The organism is Limnohabitans sp. MMS-10A-192 (assembly GCF_003063335.1).
Lineage (GTDB): Bacteria > Pseudomonadota > Gammaproteobacteria > Burkholderiales > Burkholderiaceae_C > Limnohabitans_A.
Genome location: NZ_NERX01000001.1, coordinates 343,281 through 357,264, shown reverse-complemented (window position 1 = coordinate 357,264; position 13,984 = coordinate 343,281). Strand labels below are relative to the sequence as shown.

Below are 13,984 nucleotides of genomic sequence, written 5' to 3'. Positions count from 1 at the left end.
TGGTTGAATGAATGCATCCCGCCACGGCACACCCGAGCCCCTGGACGCGCAAGCCATGAACTGGCTGGCGCACCAGGCGCTGGCCGCGCCCGAGGGCCACTGGGACGAGCTGCGTGGACTGACCCACACGCAGGTGCCCGCCACCTGCATGAGCGCGGCTTGGCAAACCTTCATCCAGCACCTGGGTGCCGAAGGCCTGGAGGGTCTGAACGCCCGCATGGGCAATTTGCAGCGGCAAGTGCGTGACAACGGCATCACCTACAACGTGTATGCCGCCGCCGACCAGCCGCAGCGCCCCTGGTCACTCGACCTGTTCCCGCTCATGGTGCCCGAGGCCAACTGGGCGCAGATCGAAGCGGGCGTGCTGCAGCGCATGCAGCTGCTCGAACGCATCATGGCCGACGCCTATGGCCCGCAAAATCTGGTGCTCAGCGGGCAATTGCCTGCGGCGCTGATCCAGGGCCACCCCGCTTACCTGCCTGCCATGCACGGCGTGCCGCCTGTGGGGGGGCGCTATTTGTCGCTGGCCGCGTTTGACCTGGCCCGTGGGCCGGACGGCTGCTGGTGGCTCCTGTCGCAGCGCACCCAAGCGCCGTCGGGCCTGGGCTACCTGCTGGAAAACCGGCTCATCGTCTCGCGCTTGTTTCCACAAGCCTTTGAAGGCTTTCCGGTGCAGCGCCTGGCCGAGACCTACCGCACGCTGATCGACGGCATCAAGGCGCGCAGCCCGGCCGGGGCCTCGGCCCACATCGCGCTGCTCACGCCCGGCCCCTACAACGAAACCTATTTCGAGCACGCCTACCTGGCCCGCTATCTGGGCCTGAGTCTGGTGCAAGGCAACGACCTGACAGTGCGCGATGAACGGCTTTACCTCAAGACCTTGCAAGGCCTGCAGCCGGTGCACGGGCTCTTGAAGCGGGTGGACGACGATTGGCTCGACCCGCTGGAGCTGCGCGCCGAATCGACGTTGGGCGTGCCCGGTCTCTTGCAAGCCGTGCGCAGCGGCAACCTGCTGGTGGCCAACACGCCCGGCTCGGGCTTTCTGGAATCGAACGCGCTCTTGGGCTTCATGCCGTCCTTGGCGCGTGCGCTGCTGGACGAAGAGCTGCAGCTGCCCGCCATCCCCAGCTGGTGGTGCGGCGAGGCGGCTGCCTTGCAAGAGGTGTTGCCACGCATCAGCAGTTGTGTGATCAAGCCCACCTACCCCTACAACACCGATCGCCACAGCTTCGAGCCGGTGCTCGGTCACCAGCTCAGCCGCCGCGAGCAAGACGAATGGGCCGGGCGCATCTTGCGAGATCCGGACGCCCACACCTTGCAGTCGTGGTTGCCACTGTCGCACCAGCCCACCTGGCAAACACCGCCCGGCGGCCAAGCCCGGATCGAATCGCGCCCGGTGGTGCTGCGTGTGTTTGCCGTGGCCGACGCGCAAGGCGGCTGGCAAGTCTTGCCCGGCGGCCTGGCGCGCTTGGGCACGCGCGAGGGCATCGCCTCCATGCAGCGCGGTGGCAGCAGTGCCGATGTGTGGGTGCAAGCCGCATCAGCCGAAGGCAGTGCCCATTCGAGTAACAGCTCGCGTGCCGAGACTGGATCGCCACACCGCTTCGCGCCTCGCGATGACGCATCAAACCCCGCCATGGCGAGCGGATCCCACTCTGTCATGGCGAGCGAAGCGCGGCCATCCATGTCTTCACCCGACACATCGGTCAGCGACACACCGCATGGATCGCCACGTCGCTTCGCTCCTCGCGACGACGAGTCCGCCTCCGGCATGGCGAATGCCTCGCCTACACCCCAGCGCCAGCGCCTGGTCACCAGCCGCGCCGCAGAAAACCTGTTCTGGATGGGCCGCTACACCGAGCGCACCGAAAACACCTTGCGTCTGGTGCGCATGAGTCTGGAGATTTTGAACAGCGAAAACCAGAACCAGCCGCTGCTTTTGAACTTCATCACCCGCATGGCCACGCGCCACGGCCTGGTGCGCCCGGGCGTGCCTGCCGCTGGTCTGTCGCACCGCGTGTTTGAGCGTTCGATGATCGCCGGGCTCTGGGACAAGACCTTGGCCACCAGCGTGGGTTTTAACCTGCGCTCGGTGCGGCTGGCGGCCTCTTCGGTGCGCGAGCGCCTGTCGCCCGAACACTGGCGGCTGCTCGAGCAAGCCGAATCGCGCTTTTTCAACTCGGTGGCCAGCGACAACTCGCAAGACACGGTGGAAGTGCAAGCCCTGCTGGGCGAAACCAGCCAGATGCTGGCGGCCCTGACCGGTGCGCAGACCGACCGCATGACGCGCGACGATGGCTGGCGCCTCTTGTCGATTGGCCGCCACATCGAGCGGCTGGAGTTTTTGTCGAGCGCCTTGAGCGAAGCCGTGCAAGGCGGCCTGATCGGCGAGCAAGCGGGCTTTGACGCGGTGCTGGACCTGTTTGACAGCACCATCAGCTTCCACGCGCAATACCAGCAAAGCCGCACACCGCAGGCCCTGATGGACCTGCTGGTCACCAACCCCGACAACCCCCGCGCCCTGGGCTGGGTGGCGCACACCTTGCGCTCACGCCTGCTGCGCATGGGCAATCTGGCCGATGGCGCCACCGTGCCGCTGGCCGACTGGGTGCCGCGGCTGGTGGACCTCACGCCCGAAGCCTTGTGGCCCTTGTACAGCGCGCCCGATGCCCACTTCACGGGTTCGGCCCAGCCCCTGCCCTTGCATGCGGCTTTGGCGCATTGCCAAAGCGCCGCAAGGCAGGTGTCCGACCAACTGTGCGCGCTGTTTTTCACCCACAGCGGTGAAGCCCGTTTCAGCTTTGGCGCTTGAGCGATTGTTCCCATGCGTTTGGCCATCACCCACGAAACCCGATACCGCTACAGCCCTGCCGTGCAAACCGCGCAGCATGTGGCGCACCTGCAACCGGCCAACTCACCTTGCCAGCAAGTGCTCAGCCACAGCCTGTATGTGGAGCCCACAGCGAACGTGCAGCACAGTGTGGACGCCTATTGCAACCACCGCGCCTACTGGGCCCTGACCCACCCGCACGACGGCTTGCTGGTGCGCGCCTACAGCGAGCTGAACACCTCGGCGATTGAACCTGGCACGTCCTCTCAAAGCTGGGAATCGGTGCGCGAGCATTTCCGCTACCGGGGCGGGCATGCGGCCGATGTGAACAACGGCTTTGTCTTTGGCTCGCACCATGCGCCCGTGCACGAGGCCTTTTTGGCCTATGCGCAAAGCAGCTTTTCACCCGGCCGCCCCTTGATGCAAGCCGCACAAGACCTGACGGCGCGCATGCACCGCGACTTCACCTACGCCTCGCAAAGCACCGACATCAACACCCCGGCGCTCGAAGCCCTGCAGGCCAAACGCGGCGTGTGCCAGGACTTTGCGCACATCATGCTGGCCTGCCTGCGTTCGCTGGGCCTGCCCGCCCGTTACGTGAGCGGCTACCTGCTGACCCAGCCGCCGCCTGGTCAGCCACGCCTAGTGGGCAGCGACGCCTCGCATGCCTGGGCCTCGGTGTATGTGCCCGAGTTGGCCAGCCACGCTTGTCAAGGCTGGCTCGATCTGGACCCGACCAACAACCGCACAGGCCTGGCCAGCCCGGGCCTGGACTATGTGCGCCTGGCCGTGGGCCGCGACTTTGCCGACGTCTCGCCCCTGCGCGGCGTGCTGCAAGGCGGCGGCGAACACACGCTGGAAGTGGCCGTCACGGTGGCACCGATGGACGAATGAGCCCGTCCTCCCGCCCCTTCGGCGACAATCGGTTTCTGGCCGTTCCCGCCCACGCTGGAATGCTCCATTCAACCCTTTTTGACATCTGACCATGAGCGTTTACGACACCCTGAAATCCCTGAACATCGAACTGCCCCCCGTGGCGGTGCCCGCTGCGGCCTATGTGCCCTTTGTGCAAAGCGGCAACATGGTTTTTTTGTCGGGCCACATCGCCAAGAAAGACGGCAAGGTCTGGGCCGGCCAATTGGGCAAAGACATAAGCACTGCCGAAGGCCAGCAAGCCGCCCGCGCCGTGGCGATTGACCTGATGGGCACCCTGCACGCCGCCGTGGGCGACCTGAACAAGGTCAAGCGCATCGTCAAAGTCATGAGCCTGGTCAACTCGACCGGCGACTTCACCGAGCAGCATCTGGTCACCAACGGCTGCAGCGAATTGCTGGGCCAGGTCTTCGGCCCGCAAGTCGGCGCCCACGCCCGCAGCGCTTTTGGCGTGGCCCAAATCCCACTGGGCGCTTGCGTCGAGATCGAACTCATTGCTGAACTGGCGTGATCCACGGCATCGACGCGTCGATGCTGAAGCTGTCGACTTGCGTTCATCCCGCTTGCAGGCCAATGGCTTCAGCCCCGACAAATCTTGGCAAACCCGGCTCATGCGCCACAAACCCCTCATCGCACTGACGCTGCTGACCGGCTTGACCGGCTGTGGCCTGACTTCGTCACAAGCCGTGTACGAAGGCATACGCGCCCAAGAAAAAGCCAACGCCGTCGGCACCAATGCACCCCCCAACCAGGGCTTGCCGCGCTACGACCAATACGAAAAGGAGCGCTCGACGCGCCCTGAAATCCGCTGACCGACCATGCAAACCGTTGAACTGAAACACGCCTACCGCCTGCTCAACCACGGGCCCACCGTGCTGGTGGGCAGCGCCCACGGGGGCCGCAGCAATGTGATGGCCGCGGCCTGGGCCATGCCACTGGACTTTGACACGCCCAAGGTGGCGGTCGTCGTGGACAAGAGCACCCTCAGCCGAGAGTTGATCGACGCCTCCGGTGTGCTCAGCCTCTGCGTGCCCACGGTGGCCATGAAAGACCTGGTCATGGCCGCAGGCGGCATGAGCGGCAAGAACTACCCCGACAAGCTGAACCGTTGCAAGATCAGCACCCAATCCGCACCGCTGACCGGCGTGCCCTTGGTGGACGGCTGCATCGCGCAACTCGAATGCCGCGTGTTGCCCGCCACCGCCCATGTGGCGGGGCCGCACGATTTGATCCTGGCCGAGGTGGTCGGGGCCTGGGCCGATGAACGTGTGTTCAGCCAAGGCCGCTGGCACTTTGAAGACGCAGCACCCGAACTGCGCAGCTTGCACCATGTGGCAGGCGGGCACTTTTACGCCATTGGCGAGGCGGTCCAGGCATTGCCTGTGGTCAACGCCTGAATTTCCAACCCTTGACTTTTCAACAACAACCGGAGACCTTCATGACCCTTTCCATGTCCAGCGCCAGCCTGCCCGTGTGCACCCGCATGCTGAGCAACTTGAGCCACATCCTGGCCAAGGCCGAGCAGTTCGTCGAAGCCAAAAAGATCGACCCCACGGCGCTGACCACCTACCGCCTGGCCCCCGACATGTTCCCCTTCACCCGCCAAGTGCTGATCGCCTGCGACGCGGTGAAAAACGGCGTGGCCCGTTTGAGCGGCATCGAAGCGCCCAAGTTTGACGACACCGAAACCTCACTGGCCCAGCTGCAAGAGCGCATCCAGAAAACCCTGGCCTTCATCGCCACCGTGCCTGCGGCTGCGCTGGACGGCACCGAAGACAAAGAGATCACCTTCCCCGCAGGTCCGGGCAAAACCCGCACCCTGTCCGGCCAGAACTACCTCACGGGCTGGATGCTGCCAAACATGTACTTCCACATCACCACGGCCTACACCATCCTGCGCCACAACGGCGTGGATGTGGGCAAGGTGGATTACCTCATGGGCGCGCAGGGCTGAGCCTGCGCTCAAGCCACTTCAAAAAACCGCATCACGACCTGGTCAGGGTGGCGTGCACCCGTACCCACAAACAGGCGTTCGGTGATCCAGCCCAAAGCGGCCGATGCGGTCTCAAAGCTCGGCGTGCAACGGAAATACACCGCCTCAGGTGGCACAGGCTCGCCCCGGATGAGCTTGGCCATCACCTCGGGGGCGGCGGTGCGCACCGCGTGGTTTTGCACAAAAATCAAATCGCCGCCATCGGTCTCGAGCATGTAGCGGGCATCGAGCTCGGCCATGCGCGGGTTGAGGATCAACTGGAAATCGGCACCGCCGTGCAGGACGCGGGCCGTCCAGCCGTCGCCTTGCACCTGCCCGCCCAGAATCGGGATCAAGCGGCGCACGCCGTGGTGGGTTTGACCCACCTCCTGCGGCTTGTCCACCTGGACAGACAAATCGGCGAAAAATTTCAGGGTGGGGGTGGGTAGATTCAGCATGTGTGCAACTTACTCCCAAGTGCAAGATCTGTCTGTCATCCTTGTGCGCGTGCATCAAGCATTCAGCCGGCGCAGCCAGTGACTCATGTCGTCGATGGCAGGTACGCTGGCCAACAAAATCAAGATCAGCGCCAGCGGTACCGTTGCCACATAACCCAGGTGCTTGAAGCCCAAGGCCCCCAAAACGCCACCCAAAAAGAAGCTGAACGCCAGAAAAAGCAAAATCTGTAAACGCGCAGCGCTGGCCTTCACGGGGGATTGATGGCCCGCTTGAGCCGCCAAGCCATAAACCGCTTTGCCCATTTCAATGCCAATGTCTGTGACCAAACCGGTGACATGGGTGGTGCGGATTTCAGACCGGGAAATCTTGGTGACCAGGGCATTTTGCAGCCCCATGATGAAGCTCAGCAGCATCACGGTCATGGGCACAAACAAGCCCGCAATGTGCGACAAGCGCTCACCCAGAAAACCAAAACAAAGCAGCAACACCGCCTCGAGCACCAGCGGCATGGCAAATTCGCTGTGCAGACGGTGCTGCCTGCCAACATTGACCAAAATGGCCGAGCAAGCCGCCCCGCCGATGAAGGACAAGAGCGCGCCAAACCCGGTGAGGTAAGCCCGAAACTCTCCCAATGCCAAATGATCGGCCATGGCCGAAACAATGCCCGTCATGTGCGATGTGTATTGCGACACCGCCAAGAAACCGCCCGCATTGGCCGCACCGGCCACAAAGGCCAAGACGAGTCCGAGCTGCCGATTGGCGTCGGCGCTGCGTTTGCGCCCCGTCAGTTTGCGTGAATAGTGGATGGGCACGGCGTGAACTCCATGGTCAATTGAGCCGCCCAGCCCGGCGCATCAGACCCAGGCCGACACCACCCGGAAGGTGATGAACGCCGCGCCGTAAGCCAGCGCCAGCTGGTAGAGCAAGGTGATGGCGGGCAGTTTCCAACTACCGCTTTCGCGGTGAATCGCCACCAGCGTGGACAGGCACTGCGGCGCGAAGATGTACCAAGCCAACAGCGCCATGCCGGTGGCCAGGCTCCACTGCCCGGCCAGCACCGGTGCCAGCGCTGTGGCGGTGGCGCCGCCGTCTGCGGCCACCACGGCATACACCGTGGCCAGCGCACCAATGGCCACTTCGCGGGCGGCCATGCCCGTCAGCAGCGCCACACTGATTTGCCAATTGAAGCCCAGTGGCGCAAACAGCACCAGCAGCACATGGCCGATCTGCCCGGCATAGCTGTGCTCGATGGCTGGGCCCACGGCACCGGCGGGGGCCGCGGGGTAACTGGCCAGCGCCCACAGCGCCACCGTGAGCAGCAAGATCACCGTGCCCACGCGGCGCAAAAAAATCCAGGCCCGCTGCCACAAGCCCATGGCCAGATTGCGCCAGGTGGGCCAGTGGTAAGACGGCAGCTCCATCATCAAGGGGCGCGACTGACGCCCCGAGCGCGTGAGCTGCTTGAGCACCCAGGACACCGCCATGCCACCGGCAATGCCCGTGAGGTACAGGCCCAAAAGCACCAGCCCTTGCAACTGCATGCCGCCCCAGGTGCTGGCCGGGATGAAGGCCGAGATCAGCAAGGTGTAGATCGGCAAGCGGGCCGAGCAAGTCATCAAAGGCGCAATCAAGATCGTCACCATCCGGTCACGCCGGTTGGCAATGGTGCGCGTGGCCATGATGCCAGGCACCGCGCAGGCAAAGCTCGACAGCAGCGGAATGAACGAGCGCCCCGACAGCCCCACCCCGCCCATGATGCGGTCGAGCAAAAATGCCGCGCGCGGCAAATAGCCCGACTCTTCAAGCAGCAAGATGAAGAAAAACAAAATCAAAATTTGCGGCAAGAACACCAGCACACCGCCCATGCCCGCCAAGAGCCCCTGCACCAGCAGGTCGCGCCACCAGGCCTCGGGCAGCGCCTGCAAGGCCGCAGCCGACAGCATGTCGGTGCCAGCCTTGATCTGATCCATGGGCCAGGTCGCCCAGGCAAACACCGCCTGAAACACCAAAAACAGCACCGCCAGCAAGATCACAGGCCCTGCCCACGGGTGCAGCACCACACGGTCGATGCGGTCGCTCAGTGCATCTGGCACCAAAGAATCCAGATGCAGATCCCGCAAAAGGGTCTGCACCTGCACATGGTCGGCTTCGGTGCTGGCCGCCTGTGCGCCCGAGCCCTCATCGGCCAAATGCACAGGCCCCCCGTCCACCCAAGGCCGCGAGGCCAACCAATCGCGCACGGCCGCGTCACCCCCGGTGTGGACGGCCACACTGGTGACCACCGGCAAGCCCAGCGCCCGCGACAAGGCAGCGGGGTCGATCTTCAGGCCACGGCCTGCGGCCAGATCGGCCATGTTGAGCACCACCAGACACGGCAGACCCAAACGTTTGACCGCCAGCACCAAGCGCAGGCCACGGCGCAAATTGGTCGCATCCACCACACAGACCAGCGCATCGGGGCGCTTTTCTCCGAGGGAATTGCCCATCAACACATCGCAGGCCACGCGCTCATCGTCAGACCGGGGGTAGAGGCTGTAAACACCGGGCAAATCCAGCAAGCGCAGCGCGGTGCCATCGGGCAAGGCCAGACGACCTTCTTTTTTCTCGACCGTGGCACCGGCGTAGTTGGCCACCTTTTGGTGGCTGCCCGTCAGGCGGTTGAACAAAGCCGTCTTGCCGCAATTGGGGTTGCCCACCAGCGCGACCATCGTGCCGCGTGGCACCAAATGCATGCGCTGCTCACGCATCGGCTGGTTCCAACTCGATGCAAGTGGCCTCCGCCCGGCGCAGCGCAAAGGTAGACAAACCCACCCGCACCGCCAGCGGATCACCGCCCCACAAACCCCGAGACATCACACACACGGGCTCACCGGGCAAAAACCCGATCTCTTCCAGCTGCCGCGCTTGGTCTTCGTGCCCAGCAGGCACCCGCACCCGAGCCACACGCAACACGGCTGACAAAGGGGCTTGGTCGAGGGTCATGGTGGGCATCAAGAGGACAGCGAACCATTCTATCGAGAACCATTCTCATTTGGACTGATGCAAAGCAAACTGTCCCCAAAGCCCGGGCCCAAACTTGTGGACAAGTACAGGGATAAGCCCCAAAAACAACGCCCCGCTTGGTCTGGCGGGGCGTGCTTAAAAAGTGTGCAACAAGGGTTCCACTTGAGCCTTTACTCCACCCGGGTCACGCGGTTCGGCTTGAAGCCGAGATCCGCAACGCGGCCTTTTTTGGCCCGCGCGGCTTTGGCATTGTTCAGGCTGCGGATTTCCAGCGTTTCGTCGCGCTCTTTGCCGCCCCGGCCAATGCCTTCGATCTTCACGCTGCGGGTGTAGGCCGCAGCGCCTGCCAAGGTGTCTTTGGCTTCGAGGTCGATGAGCATCAGGCCCCGGCCGCCTTTTTCCATGGTCTTGAGTTCGGTGATCTCAAAAGTCAGCACACGGCCGCCCGTGCTGGCGCAGCAAACGCTAATGGCTGCGGGCATGGGCTGCTTGTCGGCGGGCACGGTGGCACTGGAGCCGCTCACATGGCTGGGGGCGCAGACGGTTTCGCCGTCGCCCAGGCTGATGAAGGCCTTGCCCGCTTTGTTGCGGGAGATCATGTTCTCGACCGAGGCCATGAAACCGTAGCCGCCCGAGCCGCTGAGCAGCAGCGTGGCGTTGGCCGGGCCTGCAAAGTAATGGGCGATTTGGGTTGTGGGTTCCAGCTCGATCAGCGTGGTCACGGGCTGGCCGTCACCGCGTGCGCCGGGCAAGGTGGCCACAGCTACGCTGTAAATTCTTCCGTTGCTGCCGAAGATCAGCAACGTGTCCACCGTGCGGCACTCGAAGGTGCCATACAGGCCATCGCCCGCCTTGAAGGCGAAGCTGGTGGCGTCATGGCCGTGGCCGGTGCGGGCGCGTACCCAGCCTTTTTCCGACACGACCACCGTCACCGGCTCGTCCACCACCTTGACTTCGGCCACGGCTTTTTTCTCTTCCTGGATCAGCGTGCGGCGCGGGTCAGCAAAGGTCTTGGCATCGGCCTCGATCTCTTTGACCATCAAGCGGCGCAGTGCGGTGGGGCTGCCCAGAATTTCTTCGAGCTTGCCCTGCTCACCGCGCAGCTCGCTCAGCTCCTGCTCGATCTTGATGGCTTCAAGACGAGCGAGTTGGCGCAATCGGATTTCAAGGATGTCTTCGGCCTGCCGGTCGCTGAGTTTGAAGGCTTCGATCAGCGCGGGCTTGGGCTCGTCGCTGTGGCGGATGATGCGGATCACCTCGTCGATGTTCAGCAGCACCAGCTGACGGCCTTCCAGAATGTGGATGCGGTCCAAGACCTTGTTCAGGCGGTGCTGGCTGCGGCGGGTGATGGTGGTCTGGCGGAAGCTGATCCACTCCACCAGCATTTGGCGCAGTGATTTTTGAATCGGCTTGCCGTCTATGCCGACCGAAGTCATGTTGATCGGCGCGGATGTTTCCAGGCTGGTGTGCGCCAGCAAGGCGGTGATGAGTTCTTGCTGTTCGATGCGGCTGGTCTTGGGCTCGAACACCAAGCGCACGGCGGCGTCTTTGCTCGATTCGTCGCGCACCACATCCAGCACGGCCAGCATGCTGGCTTTGAGCTGCATCTGGTCGGTGCTGAGCGCCTTTTTACCAGCTTTGACTTTGGGGTTGGTGAGTTCTTCGATCTCTTCGAGCACACGCTGCGAACTCACGCCTTGCGGCAACTCGGTCACGACCAGCTGCCATTGGCCTCGGGCGAGTTCTTCAATCTTCCAGCGGGCACGCACTTTGAGGCTGCCGCGACCGGTGCGGTAAGCGTCGGCAATGTCGCTGGCCGGGCTGATGATCTGGCCGCCGCCGGGGTAGTCGGGGCCGGGGATGATGGCCATCAACTCGCTGTCGCTCAGCTTGTCGTTCTTGATCAGCGCCACGCAGGCATCGGCCACTTCGCGCAGGTTGTGGCTGGGGATTTCGGTGGCCAGGCCCACGGCAATGCCGCTGGCACCGTTGAGCAGGCTGAAGGGCAAGCGGGCAGGCAGCTGGCGCGGCTCTTCGGTGGAGCCATCGTAGTTGGGGATGAAGTCCACCGTGCCCATGTCGATCTCGTCGAGCAGCAAGCTGGTGATGCGCGACAGCCGGGCTTCGGTGTAGCGCATGGCGGCAGCGCCGTCGCCGTCGCGTGAGCCAAAGTTGCCCTGGCCGTCGATGAGTGGGTAGCGCTGCGAAAAGTCTTGCGCCATGCGCACCAGCGCGTCGTACGCCGCCGTGTCGCCATGCGGGTGGTAACGGCCGAGCACATCGCCCACCACACGGGCGCTTTTGACGGGCTTGGCGGCGGTGTTGTTGTTGGGGCCGCTGTACGACAAACCCATGCGGTCCATCGAGTACAAAATGCGCCGCTGAACCGGCTTTTGGCCATCGCACACATCGGGCAAGGCGCGGCCTTTGACGACGGACAGCGCGTATTCCAAATAGGCGCGCTGGGCGTAGGCACCGAGGTGATCACCTTCGGGAGCAGCTGCGGGTTCGGGGGTCAACAGGTCAGTGGTCATGGCAGGTTTTTTGTAGGTCGGAGATTGAGCTCCGACGTGGGGTGCGCACACATTTGTCGGAGCGGAAGCTCCGGCCTACAAGAGGGTCAAACGTCGATTTCGATGCTGTCGCCGTGCAGCTCCATCAGCTCGCGGCGGGCGGCGGCTTCGCCTTTGCCCATGAGCTGGGTCATGAGGTTTTCAGTGCCCGCGTTGTCCAGCGGGCCCAGCTCGATGGGCAACAGGCGACGCGTGTCGGGGTTGAGCGTGGTGTCCCACAGCTGCTCGGCGCTCATCTCGCCCAAGCCCTTGAAGCGGCTGATGCTCCAGCCGCCTTCTTTAACGCCGTCTTTGCGCAGCTTGTCGATGATGGCGGTCAGCTCGCCTTCGTCCAGCGCATAGGCTTTGGAGGCGGGCTTTTTGCCGCGTGCCGGTGCATCGACGCGGAACAACGGTGGCCGCGCCACATACAAGTGCCCGGCTTCGATCAGCTTGGGGAAATGGCGGAAGAACAAGGTCAGCAGCAGCACCTGGATGTGCGAGCCGTCCACGTCCGCGTCCGACAAGATGCAGACCTTGCCGTAGCGCAGGTTGCTCATGTCGGGGGTGTCGTTCGGCCCGTGCGGGTCCACGCCAATGGCCACCGAAATGTCGTGGATTTCGTTGTTGGCAAACAAGCGGTCGCGGTCAACTTCCCAGGTGTTGAGCACCTTGCCGCGCAGGGGCAAGATGGCTTGACACTCTTTGTTGCGGCCCATCTTGGCGCTGCCACCGGCCGAGTCACCCTCGACCAAAAAGACTTCGTTGTCGGCAATGTCTTTGCTTTCGCAGTCGGTCAGCTTGCCGGGCAACACGGCCACGCCCGAGCTCTTGCGCTTTTCAACCTTCTGACCCGCCTTCTGGCGCGACTGGGCTGCCTTGATGGCCAACTCGGCCAGCTTTTTACCGTAGTCCACATGCTCGTTGAGCCACAGTTCCAATGCCGGGCGCACAAAACTGGAGACCAGACGCACCGCGTCGCGCGAGTTCAGCCGTTCCTTGACTTGGCCCTGGAACTGAGGGTCCAGCACCTTGGCGCTCAGCACATAACTGGCGCGGGCGAACACGTCTTCGGGCATGAGCTTGACGCCTTTGGGCAGCAAGGCATGCAGCTCGATGAAGCTCTTGACGGCGGTGAACAAGCCGTCGCGCAAGCCGCTGTCGTGTGTGCCGCCTGCGCTGGTGGGGATCAGGTTGACGTAGCTTTCGCGCACGGGCGAGCCGTCTTCGGTGAAGGCCACAGCCCACGAAGCGCCCTCGCCTTCGGCAAAGCTGTCGCTGTTGCTGTCGGCAAAGCCCTCGCCTGCAAACAGCGGGATCACCGGGTCACCCGTCAGGGTCTGGGTCAGGTAGTCGCCCAGGCCGCCTTTGTATTGCCAGGTCTGGGTTTCCTTGGTTTTTTCGTTGACCAGGCTCACGCTCACGCCGGGCATGAGCACGGCCTTGCTGCGCAAGAGGTGGGTCAGCTCGCCCATGGGGAGTGCTGCCGAGTCGAAATATTTGGCGTCGGGCCACACGCGCACCGAGGTGCCTTGCTTGCGGTCGCCGGATTCTTGAGCACGCGAGACCAGTGGCTCGATCACGTCGCCCGCCGAGAACACCAGCGTGGCCACCTGGCCTTCGCGGTGGCTGGTGGCTTCCAGACGCTTGGCCAGCGCGTTGGTCACGGAAACGCCCACGCCGTGCAGACCGCCCGAGAAGCTGTAGGCGCCGCCCGTGCCCTTGTCGAACTTGCCGCCTGCGTGTAGCCTGGTGAACACCAGCTCGATCACCGGGGCTTTTTCTTCGGGGTGCATGCCAAACGGAATGCCACGGCCGTCGTCCTCGATGCCGACCGAGCCATCGGCATGCAAAGTGACTTTGATCTTTTTGCCGTGCCCGGCCAGCGCCTCGTCGGCGGCGTTGTCCAGCACTTCCTGGATGATGTGCAGGGGGTTGTCGGTGCGGGTGTACATGCCCGGCCGCTGTTTGACGGGCTCCAGGCCCTTCAAGACGCGGATCGAGCTTTCGGAGTAGTCGCTGGGGGTTTTGACAGATGTTTGGGTAGCCATGGTGGCGGATTGTAGTGGGAATTGCGCCGGCAAACTGGATGAATAACCAGTATTCGTATGGGGCCGACGTACAGCAAACCAGGTCAGGGGCCAAGTCGTGGTGCATGCGCATGGACCCCGGGTCAAGCCCGGGGTGACAAGTTATCTCCCCCCAAAAACCCAGCAACCCAAGACGGCGCCCTGA

The 13,984-nt window shown here is 63.6% G+C and carries 11 protein-coding genes and 1 pseudogene; 6 read left to right on the top strand and 6 right to left on the bottom strand.

From position 1 onward, the window contains the following. Positions 1-7 precede the first annotated feature (7 nt). The 6 genes from B9Z43_RS17320 to B9Z43_RS01820 all read left to right on the top strand — a co-directional run bounded on the left by B9Z43_RS17320 (position 8) and on the right by B9Z43_RS01820 (position 5,717). The gene (locus B9Z43_RS17320) at positions 8-2,812 is read left to right on the top strand and encodes a circularly permuted type 2 ATP-grasp protein (RefSeq protein ID WP_233249991.1); all 2,805 of its coding nucleotides are present in this window, start codon (positions 8-10) and stop codon (positions 2,810-2,812) included. Positions 2,813-2,824: 12 nt separating this feature from the next. Beyond that, on the top strand, positions 2,825-3,724 hold the full coding sequence (locus B9Z43_RS01840; protein WP_108322448.1) for a transglutaminase family protein: 900 nt from the start codon (positions 2,825-2,827) through the stop codon (positions 3,722-3,724). Positions 3,725-3,815: 91 nt separating this feature from the next. After that, positions 3,816-4,274 carry a RidA family protein gene (locus B9Z43_RS01835; protein ID WP_108322447.1) on the top strand — a complete coding sequence of 153 codons (459 nt, stop codon included), beginning with the start codon at positions 3,816-3,818 and terminating at the stop codon, positions 4,272-4,274. Positions 4,275-4,311: 37 nt separating this feature from the next. Continuing rightward, entirely contained in the window at positions 4,312-4,575 is a 264-nt protein-coding gene (locus tag B9Z43_RS01830; RefSeq protein ID WP_146183900.1) for a hypothetical protein, read from the top strand. Between the two features lie 6 nt (positions 4,576-4,581). Further along, on the top strand, positions 4,582-5,160 hold the full coding sequence (locus tag B9Z43_RS01825; protein WP_108322445.1) for a flavin reductase family protein: 579 nt from the start codon (positions 4,582-4,584) through the stop codon (positions 5,158-5,160). 41 nt (positions 5,161-5,201) lie between these two features. Beyond that, the gene (locus tag B9Z43_RS01820; RefSeq protein ID WP_108322444.1) at positions 5,202-5,717 is read left to right on the top strand and encodes a DUF1993 family protein; all 516 of its coding nucleotides are present in this window, start codon (positions 5,202-5,204) and stop codon (positions 5,715-5,717) included. A gap of 8 nt (positions 5,718-5,725) precedes the next feature. On the opposite strand, the gene B9Z43_RS01815 is transcribed toward B9Z43_RS01820, so the two are convergent. From B9Z43_RS01815 to B9Z43_RS01790, 6 genes and pseudogenes are all read right to left on the bottom strand, one after another. Further along, entirely contained in the window at positions 5,726-6,193 is a 468-nt protein-coding gene (locus tag B9Z43_RS01815; protein ID WP_108322443.1) for a DUF3237 domain-containing protein, read from the bottom strand. An 84-nt stretch (positions 6,194-6,277) separates the two neighbouring features. Continuing rightward, positions 6,278-7,006, bottom strand: a pseudogene (locus B9Z43_RS01810) (YoaK family protein); the annotation flags it as partial. A gap of 42 nt (positions 7,007-7,048) precedes the next feature. Then, a complete protein-coding gene (locus B9Z43_RS01805; protein ID WP_108322441.1) occupies positions 7,049-8,941 on the bottom strand; it encodes a ferrous iron transporter B in 1,893 nt (630 codons plus the stop codon). After that, the gene (locus B9Z43_RS01800) at positions 8,934-9,176 is read right to left on the bottom strand and encodes a FeoA family protein (RefSeq protein ID WP_108322440.1); all 243 of its coding nucleotides are present in this window, start codon (positions 9,174-9,176) and stop codon (positions 8,934-8,936) included. Before B9Z43_RS01800 ends, B9Z43_RS01805 begins: the two co-directional genes overlap by 8 nt. A 191-nt stretch (positions 9,177-9,367) precedes the next feature. Further along, on the bottom strand, positions 9,368-11,731 hold the full coding sequence (gene parC / locus B9Z43_RS01795; RefSeq protein WP_108322439.1) for a DNA topoisomerase IV subunit A: 2,364 nt from the start codon (positions 11,729-11,731) through the stop codon (positions 9,368-9,370). Positions 11,732-11,817: 86 nt separating this feature from the next. After that, positions 11,818-13,800: a DNA topoisomerase IV subunit B gene (locus tag B9Z43_RS01790; protein ID WP_108322438.1), complete on the bottom strand. Its 1,983-nt coding sequence runs from the start codon at positions 13,798-13,800 to the stop codon at positions 11,818-11,820. Positions 13,801-13,984 lie beyond the last annotated feature (184 nt).

What these genes read in the sequence shown, in the direction of transcription:
- B9Z43_RS17320 (WP_233249991.1), top strand. Translation starts at nt 8, where the DNA reads ATGAATGCATCCCGCCACGGCACACCCGAGCCCCTGGACGCGCAAGCC.
- B9Z43_RS01840 (WP_108322448.1), top strand. Translation starts at nt 2,825, where the DNA reads ATGCGTTTGGCCATCACCCACGAAACCCGATACCGCTACAGCCCTGCC.
- B9Z43_RS01835 (WP_108322447.1), top strand. Translation starts at nt 3,816, where the DNA reads ATGAGCGTTTACGACACCCTGAAATCCCTGAACATCGAACTGCCCCCC.
- B9Z43_RS01825 (WP_108322445.1), top strand. Translation starts at nt 4,582, where the DNA reads ATGCAAACCGTTGAACTGAAACACGCCTACCGCCTGCTCAACCACGGG.
- B9Z43_RS01820 (WP_108322444.1), top strand. Translation starts at nt 5,202, where the DNA reads ATGACCCTTTCCATGTCCAGCGCCAGCCTGCCCGTGTGCACCCGCATG.
- B9Z43_RS01815 (WP_108322443.1), bottom strand. Translation starts at nt 6,193, where the DNA reads ATGCTGAATCTACCCACCCCCACCCTGAAATTTTTCGCCGATTTGTCT.
- B9Z43_RS01805 (WP_108322441.1), bottom strand. Translation starts at nt 8,941, where the DNA reads ATGCGTGAGCAGCGCATGCATTTGGTGCCACGCGGCACGATGGTCGCG.
- B9Z43_RS01800 (WP_108322440.1), bottom strand. Translation starts at nt 9,176, where the DNA reads ATGACCCTCGACCAAGCCCCTTTGTCAGCCGTGTTGCGTGTGGCTCGG.
- parC (WP_108322439.1), bottom strand. Translation starts at nt 11,731, where the DNA reads ATGACCACTGACCTGTTGACCCCCGAACCCGCAGCTGCTCCCGAAGGT.
- B9Z43_RS01790 (WP_108322438.1), bottom strand. Translation starts at nt 13,800, where the DNA reads ATGGCTACCCAAACATCTGTCAAAACCCCCAGCGACTACTCCGAAAGC.